The 17894-nt window shown below is 71.3% G+C and carries 17 protein-coding genes; 7 read left to right on the top strand and 10 right to left on the bottom strand.

Features of this window, described 5'->3' with window-relative positions; translation table 11 throughout:
- Window positions 1–45: 45 nt before the first annotated feature.
- Window positions 46–1791, bottom strand: coding sequence for an NAD+ synthase (locus ACLQ3K_RS02045; RefSeq protein WP_425996601.1), 1746 nt, complete (start codon window positions 1789–1791; stop codon window positions 46–48).
- Window positions 1792–1845: 54 nt separating this feature from the next.
- Between ACLQ3K_RS02045 and ACLQ3K_RS02040 the strand changes: the two genes are divergently transcribed.
- A complete protein-coding gene (locus ACLQ3K_RS02040; protein WP_425996599.1) occupies window positions 1846–3453 on the top strand; it encodes an alpha/beta hydrolase in 1608 nt (535 codons plus the stop codon).
- Here ACLQ3K_RS02040 and ACLQ3K_RS02035 read toward each other — a convergent pair whose 3' ends face one another.
- Window positions 3454–4026: an FKBP-type peptidyl-prolyl cis-trans isomerase gene (locus ACLQ3K_RS02035; protein ID WP_425996597.1), complete on the bottom strand. Its 573-nt coding sequence runs from the start codon at window positions 4024–4026 to the stop codon at window positions 3454–3456. It lies immediately after the preceding gene.
- Window positions 4027–4154: 128 nt separating this feature from the next.
- Here ACLQ3K_RS02035 and glnA (ACLQ3K_RS02030) point away from each other — a divergent pair, with 128 nt between their 5' ends.
- From glnA (ACLQ3K_RS02030) to ACLQ3K_RS02020, 3 genes are read left to right on the top strand one after another with little or no spacing between them, the layout of a single operon-like run.
- Window positions 4155–5495: a type I glutamate--ammonia ligase gene (glnA, locus tag ACLQ3K_RS02030; protein ID WP_425996595.1), complete on the top strand. Its 1341-nt coding sequence runs from the start codon at window positions 4155–4157 to the stop codon at window positions 5493–5495.
- 13 nt (window positions 5496–5508) lie between these two features.
- On the top strand, window positions 5509–8538 hold the full coding sequence (locus ACLQ3K_RS02025; RefSeq protein WP_425996593.1) for a bifunctional [glutamine synthetase] adenylyltransferase/[glutamine synthetase]-adenylyl-L-tyrosine phosphorylase: 3030 nt from the start codon (window positions 5509–5511) through the stop codon (window positions 8536–8538).
- A 24-nt stretch (window positions 8539–8562) separates the two neighbouring features.
- Complete coding sequence (locus ACLQ3K_RS02020) at window positions 8563–9501, top strand: endonuclease/exonuclease/phosphatase family protein (protein WP_224647628.1); 939 nt, start codon at window positions 8563–8565, stop codon at window positions 9499–9501.
- 15 nt (window positions 9502–9516) lie between these two features.
- On the opposite strand, the gene ACLQ3K_RS02015 is transcribed toward ACLQ3K_RS02020, so the two are convergent.
- The 3 genes from ACLQ3K_RS02015 to ACLQ3K_RS02005 all read right to left on the bottom strand — a co-directional run bounded on the left by ACLQ3K_RS02015 (window position 9517) and on the right by ACLQ3K_RS02005 (window position 11276).
- Entirely contained in the window at window positions 9517–9993 is a 477-nt protein-coding gene (locus tag ACLQ3K_RS02015) for a nitroreductase family deazaflavin-dependent oxidoreductase (protein ID WP_425996590.1), read from the bottom strand.
- A 77-nt stretch (window positions 9994–10070) separates the two neighbouring features.
- On the bottom strand, window positions 10071–10724 hold the full coding sequence (locus tag ACLQ3K_RS02010; protein ID WP_425996588.1) for a class I SAM-dependent methyltransferase: 654 nt from the start codon (window positions 10722–10724) through the stop codon (window positions 10071–10073).
- A gap of 3 nt (window positions 10725–10727) precedes the next feature.
- A complete protein-coding gene (locus tag ACLQ3K_RS02005; protein ID WP_224647625.1) occupies window positions 10728–11276 on the bottom strand; it encodes an FKBP-type peptidyl-prolyl cis-trans isomerase in 549 nt (182 codons plus the stop codon).
- A gap of 90 nt (window positions 11277–11366) precedes the next feature.
- Here ACLQ3K_RS02005 and ACLQ3K_RS02000 point away from each other — a divergent pair, with 90 nt between their 5' ends.
- Both ACLQ3K_RS02000 and ACLQ3K_RS01995 read left to right on the top strand, forming a co-directional pair.
- Complete coding sequence (locus ACLQ3K_RS02000) at window positions 11367–12671, top strand: polysaccharide pyruvyl transferase family protein (protein ID WP_425996586.1); 1305 nt, start codon at window positions 11367–11369, stop codon at window positions 12669–12671.
- A 39-nt stretch (window positions 12672–12710) separates the two neighbouring features.
- Window positions 12711–13229 (top strand): AAA family ATPase, encoded by a 519-nt coding sequence (locus tag ACLQ3K_RS01995; RefSeq protein ID WP_425996584.1) that lies wholly within the window; start codon window positions 12711–12713, stop codon window positions 13227–13229.
- Between the two features lie 3 nt (window positions 13230–13232).
- Here the strand turns inward: ACLQ3K_RS01995 and ACLQ3K_RS01990 are convergent, their stop codons facing one another.
- From ACLQ3K_RS01990 to glnA (ACLQ3K_RS01980), 3 genes are all read right to left on the bottom strand, one after another.
- Entirely contained in the window at window positions 13233–13421 is a 189-nt protein-coding gene (locus tag ACLQ3K_RS01990) for a hypothetical protein (protein WP_425996582.1), read from the bottom strand.
- 78 nt (window positions 13422–13499) lie between these two features.
- Window positions 13500–13790, bottom strand: coding sequence for a putative quinol monooxygenase (locus ACLQ3K_RS01985; protein ID WP_425996580.1), 291 nt, complete (start codon window positions 13788–13790; stop codon window positions 13500–13502).
- A gap of 93 nt (window positions 13791–13883) precedes the next feature.
- The gene (glnA, locus tag ACLQ3K_RS01980; protein WP_336671431.1) at window positions 13884–15317 is read right to left on the bottom strand and encodes a type I glutamate--ammonia ligase; all 1434 of its coding nucleotides are present in this window, start codon (window positions 15315–15317) and stop codon (window positions 13884–13886) included.
- A gap of 187 nt (window positions 15318–15504) precedes the next feature.
- Here glnA (ACLQ3K_RS01980) and ACLQ3K_RS01975 point away from each other — a divergent pair, with 187 nt between their 5' ends.
- The gene (locus ACLQ3K_RS01975; protein ID WP_425996578.1) at window positions 15505–15987 is read left to right on the top strand and encodes an RDD family protein; all 483 of its coding nucleotides are present in this window, start codon (window positions 15505–15507) and stop codon (window positions 15985–15987) included.
- Between the two features lie 55 nt (window positions 15988–16042).
- Here the strand turns inward: ACLQ3K_RS01975 and ACLQ3K_RS01970 are convergent, their stop codons facing one another.
- Together ACLQ3K_RS01970 and lipA are read right to left on the bottom strand one after the other, a co-directional pair.
- On the bottom strand, window positions 16043–16804 hold the full coding sequence (locus ACLQ3K_RS01970) for a DUF4191 domain-containing protein (RefSeq protein ID WP_336671429.1): 762 nt from the start codon (window positions 16802–16804) through the stop codon (window positions 16043–16045).
- Window positions 16805–16843: 39 nt separating this feature from the next.
- On the bottom strand, window positions 16844–17872 hold the full coding sequence (gene lipA / locus ACLQ3K_RS01965; RefSeq protein ID WP_259144332.1) for a lipoyl synthase: 1029 nt from the start codon (window positions 17870–17872) through the stop codon (window positions 16844–16846).
- Window positions 17873–17894 lie beyond the last annotated feature (22 nt).

Raw genomic sequence — 17894 nt, 5'->3', positions numbered from 1 at the left:
CTCCATTTCAACAGTCCCAGCCGGTCTCTCCGGTCCGGGCAGTCTCTAGGCCGGGTCGTGCCAGCGGTTCGTGATCGGCATCCTGCGGTCGCGGCCGAAGGCCTTGGGCGTGATCTTCGGGCCGAGCGGGTACTGGCGCCGCTTGTACTCGGCGCGGTCCACCAGACGCGCGACCTTGCGGATGAGGTCCGGGTCGTAGCCGGCGCCGTTGTTCCCCTCCGCGGCGATCTCGGCGACGCCCTGGTCCTGCTCCACGTAGCGGCGCAGGATGTCGTCGAGGATCTCGTAGTCGGGCAGCGAATCGCTGTCCTTCTGGCCTGGGCGCAGCTCCGCCGAGGGCTCCTTGGTGATCGAGTTCTCCGGGATCGGCGGCGTCTCGCCGCGCTCGACCGCGACCTTGTTGCGCCACCGCGCCAGGTCCCAGACGAGCGACTTCTCCACGTCCCGGATGGGGGCGTAGGCGCCCACCGCGTCGCCGTAGATCGTCGAGTAGCCCACGGCCAGTTCGCTCTTGTTGCCGGTGGCCAGCACCAGGTGGCCGTCGAGGTTCGACAGCGACATCAGCGTCATGCCGCGGCAGCGGGCCTGGATGTTCTCCTCGGCCAGGCCGGTCAGGTGCAGCTGGCCGACGAACGACTCCACCATGTGCTCGATCGGCTCGAACCGGAAGTGGATGCCCATGCGCTGGGCCTGATCCGCGGCGTCGTCCTTGGAGTGGTCCGAGCTGTACTTCGAGGGCATGCCCACGCCGTAGACGTTGTCGGCGCCCACCGCGTCGGCGGCGATCACCGCGACCAGCGCCGAGTCGATACCGCCGGACATGCCCAGGCCGACGGTGCGCCCGCCCACCTTGTGCACGTAGTCCCGCGTGCCGGTGACCAGGGCCGCCCAGATCTGCGCGAGCTCGTCGAGCTCGGTCCAGGCGGTCGCGGGGTCGGCGAGGACGGTGGGACGGGCCGGCAGGGGCACCTCGGTCACGCTCCACCCGTCGACGGAGGTCGCCCGCTCGCCACCGAGCGGTGCGATATCGGTGAACTGCGTGTGCTCCACGAACTGCGGGCCGGGGGCCGTCGCACCGTCGATCCCGGCGACGAACGAGTCGCCGTCGAAGACGAGCTCGTCCTGCCCGCCGACCAGGTTGACGTAGATCACCGGCGCGCCGCCCTCGGCGACGCGGGCCGCGACCACCTCGCGCCGCTGCGCGGGCTTGCCCACCTCGAACGGGCTGGCGTTGAGGCACAGCACCGCGTCGACGCCGAGCTCGGCCAGCCCGGCCACGGGACCGTCGGGCCACCAGACGTCCTCGCAGATCGCGAGGCCGAGCCGCACCCCGTCGACGTCGAGGACCACCAGCCGGTCGCCGGGGGTGAACCAGCGCTTCTCGTCGAAGACGCCGTAGTTCGGCAGGAAGTGCTTGTCGTACCGCGCGACGAGCTCGCCGCCGTGCAGCACGCCCGCGGCGTTGCGGGCGCCGCCGGTGGGATTGGTGCTGGTCTCCGGGGCGTCCGGGTCGCGGTCGAGGAAGCCGACCACCACGACGAGGTCGCCGCAGCCGGCCGCGTCCAGGGAGCGCGCCAGCTCGTGCACGGCCTCGCGGGAGTCGACGGCGAAGGACCGGCGCAGCAGCAGGTCCTCGACCGGGTAGCCCGTGAGGGCCATCTCGCCGAAGACGGCGACCTGCGCGCCGCGCTGCGCGGCGTCCCGGGCGGCGGCGGTGATCCGAGCGACATTCGCGTCCAGGTCACCCACGACGGGGTTGATCTGGCACGCCGCGACACGAAGGGGCGTCATGGCTCAACCCTAGCGTCCCCGGAACCGGGAGCGCCGCGTGGCAGGATCGGGAGGATGAAGGCAGGCAAGCCCCTCCTGGCCGCGACCGCGGTCCTCGCCGCGGCGGTACTCGCGGGATGTTCGGTCCAGATCGGGGGGACCGCGGAACCGGCGGGCGGATCGTCCGCGCCGGGCAGCGCCACCCCCACCCGGACGTCGGGCGCGGGCGTGCCCGCGGTCCTCGGGAAGTACTACGGGCAGAAGGTCGAGTGGGGGTCCTGCGCCGCGATCGCCAAGGCCGACGACATCACCGAGTACGACAAGACGAAGCTCGAGTGCGGGCGCGTGACGGTGCCGATCGACTACGACGATCCGTCGGCGGGGGAGACGAAGCTCGCCGTCGCCCGGGTGAAGGCGACGGGGCAGCGGCGGGGTTCGCTGCTGATGAACCCCGGCGGTCCCGGCGGCTCCGGCGTGCAGCAGGTGGCGGGCAAGTCGATGGAGGCCGACAAGCTCGAGATCGCGCAGAGCTTCGACCTGGTCGGCTGGGACCCGCGCGGCGTGGGCGCCAGCTCGCCCGCCGTGAAGTGCTTCAGCGACAAGCAGCGCGACGAGAACCGCCTCTCCACCCTCGCCTTCGACAACTCCCCGGCGGGCATCGCGAAGCAGGAGGCGTTCAACAAGTCCCAGGCGGACCTGTGCGCCGAGAAGATGGGGAAGACCTTCCTCGCCAACGTCGGCACCGCGCAGACCGTGCGTGACCTGGACGTGCTGCGCGCGGTGCTCGGCGACGAGAAGCTCACCTACCTCGGCTACAGCTACGGCACCTTCATCGGCGCCATCTACGCGGAGACCTTCCCGGAGCGGGTCCGGGCCATGGTGCTCGACGGTGCCGTCGACCCCGCTCTCGACCAGATCACCGCGAACGTGCAGCAGATGGCCGGGTTCCAGACGGTCTTCGAGGACTGGGCGAAGGACTGCGCCAAGTACCCCACCTGCCCGGTGGGGACCGACCCGGCGCAGGCGACGGCGCGGTACCAGCAGCTGGTGCGCCCGCTGATCGACAAGACGGTGCGCGGCCAGGGCGGCCGGCAGCTCAGCTATAGCGACGCCACGACCGCCACCATCCAGGCCATGTACGCGCAGCAGCTGTGGGAGCCCCTGCGGCGGGCGCTGACCGGCCTGCAGCGCGGCGACGGCTCCCTGCTGCAGCGCATCGCCGACCTGTACCTCAACCGCGACGAGATCGGCCGATACTCGCCGATGATGGACGCCAACACCGCGATCAACTGCGTCGACGGCCCCGCCGTCACCGCACCCGCGGACCTGGCCCGGCTGGACACCGAGATCCGCAAGGCCGCGCCCTTCCTCGACGACGGCCGCGGCACCGGCCGCGGCGCGAAGGGCACCTGCGCGTTCTGGGCGGCCGCCCCCACCCTCAAGCCGCACGAGGTGAACGCCGTCGGCGCGCCGAAGCTGGTGGTCGTCTCGACCACGCACGACCCGGCGACCCCGTACGAGAACGGGGTGAACCTGGCCGAGCAGCTCGGAGCCTCCCTGATCAGCTTCGAGGGCAGCCAGCACACCGTCTCGCTCGAGGGCAACGCCTGCGTCGACGACGCCGTGACCGGCTACCTGCGCGACCTGACGACCCCGGCGGCGGACCTGCGCTGCACCGCCTGATCAGTTCGCGGCGAGCACGCGGATCGCGAAGATCAGGGTGTCGCCCGGCTCGACGCCGGCCTTCGGCTCGCCCTTCGGGTAGCCGTCGGCCGCGGTGATCGCGGTGACCACCGTCGTGCCGGATCGCTGCCCGACGAGCGCCGCACGGAATCCGGGGACCATGTCGGGGAGGGCGATCTCGGCCGACGTCGCGCGGCCGAAGGCATCGTCGAAGACCGTGCCCGTGCGGCCGTTCACGCCTTGGTAGCAGACGGTGACCACCGATCGCTCGGTCAGCTCCGCACCCGATCCGGCCTGCGCGACGACGGTCTGCGACCGGTCCACCCGGTACGGCGCCTCGACGGTGATCCGCGGCGCCGCGTGCTCGGTCGGCGGGACGATGACGGCCCGGCCGGTGACCCCGGTCAGGGTGACCGCCGTCGCATCCGCGGCCGGCGCCGCGGCGGGGCAGCTGTCGATCGTGCCGGTCGCACTGGACGGGGCGGGCGCCTCGGTCGACGCGCCGCATCCCGTGAGGGGGAGGGCGCAGGTCGCCGCGGCGGCGACGGCGAGGCGTGCGAACAGTGCATCCACGCCGGGGACGGTACCCGGTATCCCGTTCGCAGGTGCGAATCGGCCGGAACCGGCGGGAGGTATCCGGTGGCTCGGAACCTTCTGGGGTTGTAACACGCCGTTAACACCTCCTCGCCTAGGGTCGAGCCATGGACCGGCAGCAGGAGTTCGTGCTTCGCACCATCGAGGAACGGGACATCCGCTTCGTGCGGCTGTGGTTCACCGACGTCCTCGGCTTCCTCAAGTCCGTGGCGATCGCGCCCGCGGAGCTGGAGGGCGCGTTCACGGAGGGGATCGGCTTCGACGGCAGCTCCATCGAGGGCTTCTCGCGGGTCTCGGAGGCGGACACCGTCGCCAAGCCCGACCCGTCGACCTTCCAGGTGCTGCCCTGGACCAGCGGCGACGGGGAGATGCACTCCGTCCGGATGTTCTGCGACATCGCGATGCCCGACGGGACGCCGTCCTGGGGCGACAGCCGACACGTGCTGCGGCGCCAGCTCAACCGCGCCGCCGACCTCGGCTTCTCCTGCTACGTGCACCCGGAGATCGAGTTCTACCTCCTGAGCAAGGAGTCGGGGCCGCACGGGATGCCGATCCCCGCCGACAACGGCGGCTACTTCGACCAGGCCGTCCACGAGTCGGCGCCGAACTTCCGGCGCAAGGCGATCGAAGCGCTCGAGGCGATGGGGATCTCCGTCGAGTTCAGCCACCACGAGGCGGGGCCCGGCCAGCAGGAGATCGATCTGCGCTACGCGGACGCCCTCTCCATGGCCGACAACGTGATGACCTTCCGTTACCTGGTCAAGGAGGTCGCGATGACCGAGGGCGTGAAGGCCTCTTTCATGCCGAAGCCCTTCTCGACCCACCCGGGCTCGGGCATGCACACCCACATGAGCCTCTTCGAGGGCGACTCCAACGCCTTCCACGACCCCGACGACGAGCTGCAGCTCTCCGCCACCGGCAAGGCGTTCATCGCGGGCATCCTGCACCACGCGCCCGAGATCTCCGCCGTCACCAACCAGTGGGTCAACTCCTACAAGCGCCTGGTCACCGGCGACGAGGCGCCGACCGCGGCCACCTGGGGCGCCGCCAACCGGTCCGCGATGGTCCGAGTGCCCCTGTACACGCCGAACAAGGCGAGCAGCCGCCGCATCGAGGTGCGCTCGCCCGATTCGGCGTGCAATCCGTACCTGGCCTTCGCGGTCCTGTGCGCGGCCGGGCTCGCGGGGATCAAGGGCGGCTACGAGCTGCCCGAGGCCGCCGAGGACGACGTGCGGCAGATGACGGCGCGGGAGCGCCGGTCCATGGGCTTCAAGGACCTGCCCGCCAGCCTGGACGACGCGCTCGTGCTCATGGAGAAGAGCGAGCTGGTCGCGGAGACGCTGGGGGAGCACGTCTTCGAGTACTTCCTGCGCAACAAGTGGTCGGAGTGGAACGACTACCGCGCGGTGGTCACGCCGTTCGAGCTCGACCGCTTCCTCTCCCTGTAGGGCGGGGCCGACGGTGCCGCCCACGAACCGCGAGGTCCGCCGCCCGAGTGCGGGCCGGCTGGGCCTGCTCGAGCCGAACGCCGAGCCGAACCTCGAGTCCCTGGGGTGGGCGAACGCCGAGAGCGCCGACGTCCTGTGGGCGCTCTCCCGCGCGGCCGACCCGGACTGGACGCTGCGCGCCCTGGTGCGCCTGCGGGAGTCCGCGGCCGCCGACTGGGCGGAGATCGACGGCCTGATCCGCGGCGACACCACCTTTCGCGGCCGGCTGTTCGGGCTGCTCGGCGCGTCCGACGCCCTGGGAGACCACCTCATCAGTCACCCCGCGTCGTGGCGCCTGCTGCGCGACACGGCGCCGCTGCGCTCGCGCGACGACCTGATCGCCGCGATGCTCGCCACCGTCGACGCGGTGAAGGTCCCGGGACGCCGCGACGACGACCTGCTCTACCGCGCCGCGGTCACCGGCGGCGCCGCGATCGCCGCGCTGCGCGACGGCTACCGGGACCTAGTGATGGTGCTCGCGGCGCGGGACCTGGCAGAGCTGGTGGAGAACGAGCCCACCCTGCCCTTCGCGATCGTGGGCGCGCACCTCGCCGATCTCGCCGACGCCGCCCTCACCGCCGCGCTGGCGGTCGCCGTCGCGACCGTCCACCCCGACGCCGACCCGGAGGGCCGCCTCGCCGTGGTCGCGATGGGCAAGTGCGGCGCAAGGGAACTGAACTACGTCTCCGACGTGGACGTGATCTTCGTCGCCGAGCCCGCCGACGGCGCCTCCGCGCGGCTCGCCGGGGAGATGATGCGGATCGGCTCCGCGGCCTTCTTCGACGTGGACGCGGCGCTCCGCCCGGAGGGCAAGGCGGGCAGCCTCACCCGCACGCTGGATTCCCATGTGGCGTACTACAAGCGGTGGGCGAAGACGTGGGAGTTCCAGGCGCTCCTCAAGGCCCGCCCCCAGACCGGCGACCTGGGGCTGGGCCACGAGTACCTGGGCGCGCTCAGCCCCATGGTGTGGGAGGCCGCCGAGCGCGAGGACTTCGTGCAGGACGTGCAGGAGATGCGCCGCCGCGTCGAGGAGAACATCGCCCCCGACCTCCGCGAGCGCGAACTGAAGCTGGGCCGCGGCGGCCTGCGCGACGTCGAGTTCGCCGTCCAGCTGCTGCAACTGGTGCACGGCCGCACCGACGAGACCCTGCGGGAGCGGAGCACCGTCGACGCCCTGGAGGCGCTCACCGTCGGCGGCTACGTGGGCCGCGACGACGGCGCGAACTTCACGGCGTCGTACGAGTTCCTGCGCACCCTGGAGCACCGGCTGCAGCTGCGCCGGATGGAGCGCACGCACCTGTTGCCGCCGACCGACCACGAGGAGGCGTGGCGCTGGCTGGCCCGCGCCGCGCACATCCGGCCCGACGGGGACCGCGACGCGGCCGGGGTGCTGCGGGCGGAGCTCAAGCGGCAGTCGGCGCGGGTGCGCCGGCTGCACACCAAACTCTTCTACCGCCCGCTGCTGGACTCGATCGCGAACCTCGACGCGGACGCGGTGAGCCTGAGCGACGACGCGATCGTCGCGCGACTGGCGGCGCTCGGCTTCCTCCAGCCGCAGCACGCCCTGGCGCACCTGAAGGCCATGGCCGACTCGTCGCGGCGCGGCCGGATCCAGACCATCCTGCTGCCCACCCTCCTCGAATGGCTCAGCGAGACCCCGAATCCCGACGCCGGCCTGCTGAACTACCGCAAGCTCTCCGAGGACCTGCGCGACGTCGAGTGGTACCTGCGCGTGCTGCGCGACGAGTCGGTGGTCGCGCAGCGGCTCATGACGGTGCTGGGCTCATCGACCTTCGTCGCGGAGCTGCTGGGCCGCTCGCCCGACGTGATCCGGCTCTACGCGGACGGCGCCGCAGGACCGAAGCTCACGGAGCCCTCGCCGAAGTCGGTCTACGACGGCATGCTCGCGGCGGTGAGCCGTGCACCGCACCGCGATCGGGCGATCGCGGTGGCGCGAGCCATGCGGCGCAGCGAGATCGCCCGCGTCGCCTCGGCGGACATCCTCGGCATGATGACGGTGCCCGAGGTGTGTGCGGCGCTGTCGTCGGTCTGGGGTGCCGCCCTCGACGCCGCGCTCGTCTCCGAGGTCGCGACGTCCGTGGTCGAGCGCGAGTCCAGCCGCAGCGCCTACCAGCCCGGCGCGCCGGCGCGGATCGCGGTCATCGGCATGGGGCGGCTCGGCGGACACGAGATCGGTTACGGCTCCGACGCCGACGTGCTCTTCGTGTGCGTGCCCAACGATGGCTACGAGGACTCCGACGCGGTGCGGTGGGCGAACCACGTCGCCGATGCGGTGCGGACCCGGCTCGGCGCACCGTCGGTGGACCCGGGCCTCGAGGTCGACACGGGCCTGCGCCCCGAGGGCCGCAACGGGCCGGTCGTGCGGACCCTGGCCGCGTACCGGGCGTACTACCAGCAGTGGGCGCAGCCCTGGGAGGTGCAGGCGCTCCTGCGCGCCACCCACGTCGCCGGCGACGAGGGCATCGCCCGTGAATTCCTGCACATGGTGGACGAGACCCGGTACCCCGAGGGCGGCGTCTCGCCCGCGACGGTCAACGAGCTGCGGCGCATCAAGGCCCGCGTCGACTCCGAGCGGCTGCCCCGCGGCGCGGACCCCGCGACGCACACCAAGCTGGGCCGCGGCGGGCTCTCCGACGTCGAGTGGACGGTCCAGCTGGAGCAACTGCGGCACGCCAGTGCCGTTCCCGCGCTGCGCAACACCTCGACGCTCGAATCGCTCGACGCGATCGAGGCGAACGAGCTGCTCCCGGCGAGCGACGTCGAGCTGCTGCGGGCGGCGTGGCTCACCGCCACCCGCGCTCGCAACGCCCTGTTCCTGGTGCGCGGCAAGCCCGTCGACCAGCTGCCGGGCCCCGGCGCAGTGCTCTCCAACGTGGCCTACGTGGCCGGGTGGCGGGGCAGCTCGCTGGACTACCTCGACGACTACCTGCGCACCACGCGGCGCGGGCGCGCCGTGGTCGACCGGGTCTTCTGGGGCGAATAGCGCCGCAGCGGGCAGGATGTCCGCATGAGGATCTTCTTCCGGATGGCGGCGAGCATCGTCGGCACCGCGGCCCTGCTCGGCGCGCTCCTGGCGCTCGTGCTGCACTTCTGGCCCGGCACCGACAAGATCACGGTGGCCGCCGCCGCGGTCTCGCCGGTGCTCTGGGTCGCCTGCGTCGCGATCGCCCTGGTGTGTCTGCTGTACGTCCGCGCGCTGCTGCGCCTCGTGCTGGCGGTGGCCGTGGTGGCGGCCGGGATCTGGGTGCAGGCGCCGCTGTGGCGGGGTGAGCCGGCGCCCGCCGGCCCGACGCTCACCGTGCTCAGCGCGAACATCCAGGTGGGTGCGGGCGACGTGGACGCGCTCGCGACACTGGTCCGCGAGAACCGCGTCGACGTGCTCGCCGTGCTCGAGGTGACGGACGACGCCGCCCGGCGGATCGCCGCGTCGAGCATCGCCACGGACCTGCCGCACTCGATCGTCCGGCCCGCCGCTCTGGCCGACGGGACCGCGCTCTACAGCCGTCACCCCCTCAAGAGCACCGGCACCGTCCCCGGCTTCGTCATGAACGCGCTGACCGCCGTCGCCACCGTCCCCGGCCGCGGCGACGTGCAGTTGTTCGCGCTGCACCCGATGCCGCCCCTGGACCCCGAGACCTGGGACTCCGAGCTGCGCCGGATCGGTGCTCTGCTGCAGGGCGTGCCCGAGGGCCGTCCCGTCGTGGCCCTCGGCGACTACAACGCCACCTACGACCACGTGCGCTTCCGCAGCCTGCTCACCGGCGGCTACCGCGACGCGGGGCAACTCGCGGGCGCCGGCTGGCTGCCGACGTACCCGACGGACAAGGTCTACCCGCCCGTGGTGGGGATCGATCACGTGCTGCTGCGCGGGCTCGGGGCGGCCGAGGTCACCGGTCACGAGGTGCCCGGGGCGGATCACCGGGCGCTGCTCGCCCGGGTGGGCTGAGCCGCCGGCCGGCGATCAGGCCACGGTCAGTTCCAGGCAGTTCTCCACGCCGAACAGCCGCAGGGTGCGGCGCGCGCCCGCCGGGATCTCGTCGATGACATCGGTCGTCGCGACGACGCGGGGCTCCGTCGCGCTCAGCGTCGCGCCCTGCCGCAGGAGGTCGACGGTGCCGGCCGCGCGGATGTTGCGCACCCAGTCGGTGTCCGGCCCGTAGGGCAGCGCGATGACGAGCGTGCCGCGGTCGGTCGCGAACGCGTCGACCGGCGTCTCGTAGGCCGTGCCGCTGCGCCGCCCGACGTGCCGCACCACGGTGCGGGTCGAGTCGGGCGATTCGGCGTCGTGGACCGCGCGCGGGTTCGTGAAGTCCCGGTTGATCCGACGCACGACGTTCAGGACGGGGCGGATCCGGAACCGGATGCCCGCGAGGATCACGGCCAGCGCCGCGAGGGGGAGGAGCACCACGGCTCCGACGACGATGGACAGCTTCCGCATGACGCCTCCAGGGATCGGTGTGCTCCCAGTCTTGCCGCGACGCGCGGGCAGCACCTCCGGTGAATCCCTGAGATCCGTCAGGGGGCTCGCCAGGCGAGTGTGAACCGGAAAGGCACCCGTCGGTGCAGGACCGCACCCGGCAGTATCGCGGACGCCGCGGCTGCGACCTCGTCGAAGGACTCCTGGGGGTCGCGGGTCGGGAACGTCGGGCGCGGGGAAGGTTCGGCGACGGGGATGGGGTGCCGGAGGAAGCCCATGACGGGATTGGCCAGCGCGGACCGGCTGACCCACAGTGCGTCCGCGATCGTCTCGGGCCGAGCCAGTCCCACGACCGACAGTCGACCGCCCGGAGCGAGCAGGTCCGCGCACCGGGCCAGCGTCGACTCCAGGTCCAGGTGGTGCAGGGTGGCGATCATGGTCACCAGGTCGTACGGTCCCTCCGCTGCGTCGAACCCGTCGAGGACCCGGACGTTCTCGACGCCCCGCTCGGCGGTGGTCGCGCGCATCCCGGCATCGGCGTCCGCGGCGTCGACGGCGCGGAATCGCCTCGCCAAGCGCTCCGCGAGGAGTCCCTCGCCACAACCGACGTCGAGGGCCCGCCCGCGGTGCGTGGGCAGGTTGCGCAGGATCCATCCGTGGAAATGGTCGTTGTGGCTGAAAGGATGCCGGGCGTTGAACCAGTTGAGCGCACGTATGGGCGGCCCGAGAGCGGGGCTGGTGCGGATGTCCACCGCTCAGTTCGCGGAGAGGATCTTGATCGCGAAGATCAGCGTGTCGCCCGCCTGGATGCCGGCGGAGGGCTGTCCCGTCACGTAGCCGTCGGCGGGCGCGATCGCCACGCCCACCGAGGTGCCGACCTTCTGGCCCGCGATGGCCTTCTTGAAGCCGGGGATCACGCCGTCCAGCGAGAACGAGGCGGGCTTGCCGCGGTCGTAGGTGCTGTCGAAGCGCTCGCCGGTGCGGCCGTTCACACCGAGGTAGCAGACCGAGACCGTCGCGGTGTCGCCGACGACGGCGCCGTCGCCGGGCGGGTTGAAGGCCTGGACGTGCGTCTGCTCGACGGAGAAGGGCTTCTCGACGGTGATCTGTGGGGACGCGGTGTCCGAGGGCCCGGTGACCACGATGGAGCCGGTCTGTCCCTGGTAGGTCCAGTCGGGGGAGTTCGCCGTGCTCGGGGCGCCCGTGGGGCAGGCCGCGGAGGCCTCCGGCGTGCTGCAGGCGGTCAGGGACGCCGCCGCGAGGACGACGGAGGCGACGGCGAGGGTCGAACGGGAGGCACGCATGGTCTCGAACCTACCGCCTCGCCGGAGGTTCTCAGCAGCGTCCCAGGCGGACCGACCGGATCCGGGACTCCCCTTGGGTAGCGTGTGGCCGTGGGTACGCGCGGGACGGTGGCGGAGCTGGTGCGGATCGCGCGTCTGGACGGCGCCGCGCGGCGGGCCGTGGGCGCCGCGGAGCGGCTCCTCGGCGGCGTCGGGCGCGGCGAGATCATCTACCTCATCGGAGTCGCCGGGCATCCCAACCTGGGCGACGAACTGGTGCTGCGGATCTGGCTGCGCTACCTGGCCAGGGTCAGGCCCACGGCCACGGTCGTGGTGGACGTCGCCCACGTGGGCGAGGCCGCGTTGCTGTTCGCCGGCGACCATCCCCGCGCCGTCTTCGTGGACACGCTGTGGCGGCTCGCGCGCGCCGCCGACGAGAACCCGGACCTGCAGGAGGGCACCGCCGCGCAGGACTGGGTCGCGAGCGCCGCCACCGACCTGCGGATCGCCCCCGGCCTGGCCGAGGGCGTCGACCATCTGCTGCGCGCCTCCAGCATCCACGTCATCGGCGGTGGATACGTGAACCGGCAGTGGCCCCAGTGGTTCCCGGTGATCTCGGCGGTCGCCGCCGTCACGGCGCGCACCGGCGCGGCGGCCTACGCATCGGGGCTCGGTCTGCTCCCGCTGCCCGACGGTGCCGACCTCGACCGGTTCCTCGCGGACGCCGCGGCGTTCGCGGTGTTCGACGTGCGGGACCGCCCGTCCTATGCGGCACTGCGCGACGTGCCGGGCGCGTCGCTGACCGGCGACGACGTCTGGCTCGGGCTGGGCACCGCCGCGGGACGATCCGGCGCCGCATCGGGATTCGGTCGAGCGCCAGCGATTCCGGCGCGGCCCGGTGGGGTGGTGCTGTGCATGCAGGAGGACCTGTCCGAGGGCTTCGTCCGGGGCGGCCTGGTCGGTGCGCCGGCGCTGGCGGCCCTCGCTCGCGAGGTGCTCGACGCGTGGGACGTGCCGGGCGACCGGGTCACCGTCGTCGAGGGCATCCCCGGCCACGACTACACCGTCCCGAAGCTGTTGGGGGACAGGATCGACGGTGCGCGGATCATCCCGTTCCTCGACGTCTGGCGCGCGGGGCTGCCCGTCGGCGAGGGGCGCACCTGGATCAGCTCCCGGTTCCACCCGCACCTCCTTGCCGCCGCCGCGGGCGACAGCGGCGTCGCGGTGGTGCCCAAGCGGGAGTACTACGACATCAAGCACGGCTCACTGGTCGACGCCGGGTCGCGGTGGACCGTCGTCCACGACGACTCGCCCGTGCCGGCCCGACCCGATGCCGGAGGCTTTCCGGAAGCGGACCGTCGGGCCAATGTCGCGCGGAAGACGGCGCTGGCGGCGCGGTTGTACCCGTATGTCTGAGGAACGGGTTCGCGGCGCGCCTCCCGCTACCGTGGAGTCGTGATCATCTGGCTCAACGGCGGTTTCGGTGCCGGCAAGACGACCCTGGCGGGGGAGTTGCACCGTCGGCTGCCCGAGGCGGTCGTCTTCGACCCCGAGGAACTGGGCATCACCCTGTGGCGGTGGGTGCCGCGGAACGAGGACTTCCAAGACCTGGCCAGTTGGCGCGAACTGGTTGTGCACACCGCGCTGGCGCTGCGCCGACACCACGCGGAGGTCCTGATCGTCCCGATGGCGCTCGTGCGCGACGACTACCGCGAGGAGATCCTGGGCGAGCTGGCCGCCGCGGGGGAGGAGATCCTGCACGTCTTCCTGGATCTGGACCTCGCGGTACAGCGGGACCGGTTGCTGAGTCGCGCCCCCGAGGGCGAGGTGCCGCCCGGGGCGGAGGAGTGGGCCTTCAGCCGCCTCGAGCCCGACGCCGCGGCCCGGCAGCCCGAGGGAACCCTGATCCTGCGCTCCGATCGGCTCGGTCCGGGTGAACTCGCGGACCAGGTTCTGGCGGCCCTCCCCGGGTGAGGGCTAGGACGGATCGGGGCGGGCGGAGCTGCGCCCGAGTCGCTCGGCGTCGTGCTGCCGGCTCATGTCCGCGGTGGGGATGACGAGCACCTCGCCGTCGGGCAGCGTCGTGCTGATCTGCGGGCGCGCCGGGCCGGAACCGGCGCCCGACCGGTCGACCACGTCGTTCCCCTTGAGCTTCGTCTCGAACATCGTCGCCTCCTGTTCTCCACCGACGATACGCGCGTCGTGGCGGATTCGACGGGGCCGTTTCCGAGCCGGCGTCGAGCGTCAGGCGAGCCGGTCCATGAGGAGGGCGGTGCCGTCCTGCCGGCGGTGGGCGTCGATCTGCGGGACGAGCCTGCGAAAGTGCTCGGAGGCGCAGTGCGCGTCGAGGGCGTCCTGGTCGGGCCAGGTCTCGATGTAGACGAAGTGACCGGCGTCCTGGCGGTCGACGAACAGGTCGTAGCTGATGCAGAGCGGTTCCCGCCGGGTGAGGCGGACGAGCTCGTCGATCAGGGGCCGCACCTCGTCGACGGCGTCGAGTGGGATGAAGTCCTGCGCGATCACCTGCAACGTCACCGGTTCAGCGTAGCCGCACCACCCCCGCCTCGGAACGGGCTCGGCCCCGCACCTGGAGCAGGTGCGGGGCCGAACCGGGTGGAGCTCAGTCGATCACACGTCGTAGTAGAGCTGGAACTCGTACGGGTGCGGGCGCAGGTTGACCGGCGCGATCTCGTTCTCACGCTTGTAGGAGATCCACTCCTCGATGAGGTCCTCGGTGAAGACGCCACCGGCGGTGAGGTACTCGTGGTCCTCCTCGAGACGGTCGATCACGTCCGCGAGCTGCGTGGGGGCCTGCGGGATGCCCTTGGCCTCCTCGGGCGGCAGCTCGTAGAGGTCCTTGTCGACGGGGGCGTGCGGCTCGATCTTGTTCTTGATGCCGTCGAGGCCCGCCATCATCATGGCGGCGAAGGCCAGGTACGGGTTGCCCGAGGAATCGGGGCAACGGAACTCGATGCGCTTGGCCTTGGGGTTGTTGCCCGTGATCGGGATACGGACGCACGCCGAGCGGTTGCGCTGGCTGTACACCAGGTTGATCGGAGCCTCGTAGCCCGGCACCAGGCGCTTGTACGAGTTGATCGTCGGGTTGGTGAACGCGAGCAGCGACGGGGCGTGGTGCAGGATGCCGCCGATGTACCAGCGCGCCAGGTCCGACAGGCCGCCGTAGCCGGCCTCGTCGTAGAACAGCGGCTTGCCGTCCTTCCACAGCGACTGGTGGGCGTGCATGCCCGAGCCGTTGTCACCGAACAGCGGCTTCGGCATGAACGTGACGGTCTTGCCCTCCTGCCACGCGGTGTTCTTCACGATGTACTTGAAGAGCTGGACGTCGTCGGCCGCGTGCAGCAGCGTGTCGAACTTGTAGTTGATCTCGGCCTGGCCGCCGGTGCCCACCTCGTGGTGGCCGCGCTCGAGCGTGAAGCCGGCGTTCTGCAGGTTGGTCGAGATCTTGTCGCGCAGGTCCACGTAGTGGTCGTACGGCGCGACGGGGAAGTAGCCGCCCTTGGTCTTGACCTTGTAGCCGAGGTTCGGGGAGCCGTCCTCCTCGACCGCGCGGCCGGTGTTCCAGGAGCCCGAGATCGAGTCGACCTCGTAGAACGAGCCGTTGATGGTCGAGTCGAAGGAGACCGAGTCGAAGATGTAGAACTCGGCCTCGGCACCGAAGAAGCAGGTGTCGGCGATGCCGGTGCTCTGGAGGTACTCCTCCGCCTTACGCGCGATGTTGCGCGGGTCGCGGCTGTAGGCCTCGCGGGTGAACGGGTCGTGCACGAAGAACGAGATGTTCAGGGTCTTCGCCGCACGGAAGGGGTCGATGCGCGCCGTGGTGACGTCGGGCAGCAGCATCATGTCCGACTCGTCGATCGACTGGAAGCCGCGGATCGACGAACCGTCGAAGGCCAGGCCGTCCTCGAAGACGCTCTCGTCGAACGCCGAGGCGGGGATGCTGAAGTGCTGCATCGTGCCGGGCAGATCGCAGAAGCGGATGTCGACGTACTCGACGTTCTCCTTCTTCAGGTAGTCGAGAAGTTCCTCTTTGGTAGTGAACACCTGTTACTGGCTCCTTCGTCGTCCGGCGGTGACGGTCGCGGTCGTACCGTTCGCACCACCACCGAGGTTACGAGAATGAACGGTATGGACGAGGTGTTGCCCGAGAACTAACGCAATGTTTCATCGGTGTTACACATCGAGGGCCGTCCGGAAGGCCGCCGAATCGGACCCCACGTACCCTGAGTGCATGCGTCGAGAAACGGGATCATGGCTGTCCGGAGCCTCCGCGGCCCTGCCGGAGGGTTCCCACGGGGACTACCGCGGGCAGGCCCTCGGCCTGCCGCGCGACGGTGCCGGGTCCGCGGCGGGATCGGGCCGCCGCGTACTGGGGCTGTTCCTCGATTGGGTGCCGTCCGCGCTGATCGCGGTGGCGATCGTGGGGCCGAGCCGCGTCTTCGCGGGCGAGCCCACCGCCTTCGACACGCTCGCGCTGGGCATCTGGTTCGCCGTCGGCGTGCTGTCCGTGACTCTCTTCGGCTTCACGCCCGGCCAGTACTTCGCCGGGCTTCGCGTCGCGCGGATCGAGAACCCGCAGATGCGGGTGGGCTTCGTCCGCGCGCTGGCGCGCAACCTGCTCATCGTCTTCATCGTGCCGCCGCTGATCCAGGACGTGGACGGCCGCGGCATGCACGACCGCGCCACCGGCACGATCCTCGTCAAGGCCCGCTGAGTCCCGGGCCCCGCTGACGACTCAGGGCCCGCCGTGGCGGGCCCTGAGGGGCGGATCAGTTCGAGCCGGTCTTGCGCCGGACGGTGCGCTGCACGCTGCGCATCTTGGCGCCCTGCGGCAGCGGGCCGCGCGGCATCTGCGCGCCACCCGTGCGGGTGGAGAGCGCCGCGAGGCGGCCCTCGAGCTCGTCGATCTTCTTGCCGTTGATGTTCGACGGGAGCTTGTTCAGGGAGCGCTGCAGCTTCCGCAGCGGGACCTGTCCCTCCTCGTTGCCCACGGTGAACTCGTAGATCGGGGTCTGGCCCACGACGCGGGCCGTCTTCTTCTTCTCCTGCGCGAGCAGGCCCTTGATCCGGCCCTCGTTGCCCTCGGCCACGAGGATCACGCCGGGCTTGCCGATCACGCGGTGCACCGCGTCGGCGTGGGTGGTGCGGGCGACGGCCTGCGTCACGCGCCACGAACCCCGCATGTTGTCGAGCGCCCAGCCGGCAGCGCCGACCTGGCCCTCGTTCTTGGTGTACACGCTGCGCTCGAGGCGGCGGGTGAAGACGATGAACGCGCCGAGCGCGCCCAGCAGCACGCCGAGGATGAGGAACATCCACCACGTGCCGGCGAAGTAGCCGATCACCAGAGAGAGCGCCACGGCCGCGACGAAGACGCCGACCATGATCGGTACCAGCGCCTTGTCTTCCTTGCGCTGCATCTGGAACGCCTGCCACATCTGCTTGCGGCGGTCCTTCGAAGCGGCCCTGCGGGCGCGCTTCGCCTCGGCCTTCTGCGCCTTGAGCTTGTCGGCGGCTGCCTTGTCCTGTGCCATGTCTCCCAGCTTAATGTGCGATTACTTCACGCCGAACCGCTACTTCGCGGCGGCGGCCATCCGGCTCAGCACCGAGGTGGCCTCCTGCGCCGCGTCACCCTCGGCGGTCAGGTGCGCCATGTTCTCCGGGATGGGCCGGCCGTGGTGCGCCATCGCCTTCGCGTAGAGCTTGCCCGCGCGGTACGACGAGCGCACCAGCGGTCCGGCCATGACGCCGGCGAAGCCCATCTCCTCGGCGGCCGCGGTGTGCTCGACGAACTCCTCCGGCTTGACCCACCGCTCCACGGGGTGGTGCCGCGGCGACGGGCGCAGGTACTGCGTGATGGTGATGATGTCGCAGCCCGCGTCGTGCAGGTCGCGCATCGCCTCCGTCACCTCCTCGGGGGTCTCGCCCATGCCGAGGATGAGGTTCGACTTGGTGACCAGGCCGAAGTCGCGGGCCTGGCGGATCACGTCGAGCGAGCGGTCGTACCGGAACGCCGGGCGGATGCGCTTGAAGATGCGCGGCACCGTCTCCAGGTTGTGGGCCAGCACCTCGGGGCGCGACTCGAAGACCTCGGCCAGCAGCTCCGGCTTGGCGTGGAAATCGGGGATCAGGTTCTCGACGCCCGTGTTCGGGTTCAGCGCGTGGATCTGGCGCACCGTCTCCGCGTACAGCCAGACGCCCTCGTCGGGCAGGTCGTCGCGGGCGACGCCCGTGATGGTGGAGTAGCGCAGGCCCATCGCCTGCACCGACTCGGCGACGCGGCGCGGCTCGTCCCGATCCAACTCCGCGGGTTTGCCCGTGTCGATCTGGCAGAAGTCGCAGCGACGGGTGCACTGCTCACCGCCGATGAGGAAGGTGGCCTCGCGGTCCTCCCAGCACTCGTAGATGTTGGGGCAGCCCGCCTCCTCGCACACCGTGTGGAGGCCCTCACGCTTGACGAGGCCCTTGAGCTCGGTGAATTCAGGGCCCATCTTCGCGCGCGTGCGGATCCAGTTCGGCTTGCGCTCGATCGGGGTCTGTGCGTTACGGACCTCGAGGCGGAGTAGCTTGCGGGGGTTCTCCGGGGTACTCACTCGGTCCATGCTACGCCCGGTCCCGCGGTCC

The organism is Tsukamurella sp. DT100, assembly GCF_049844855.1.
Lineage (GTDB): Bacteria > Actinomycetota > Actinomycetes > Mycobacteriales > Mycobacteriaceae > Tsukamurella.
Note: the sequence above shows the minus strand (reverse complement) of the source record. Positions and strands in the feature narration are given on the sequence as shown.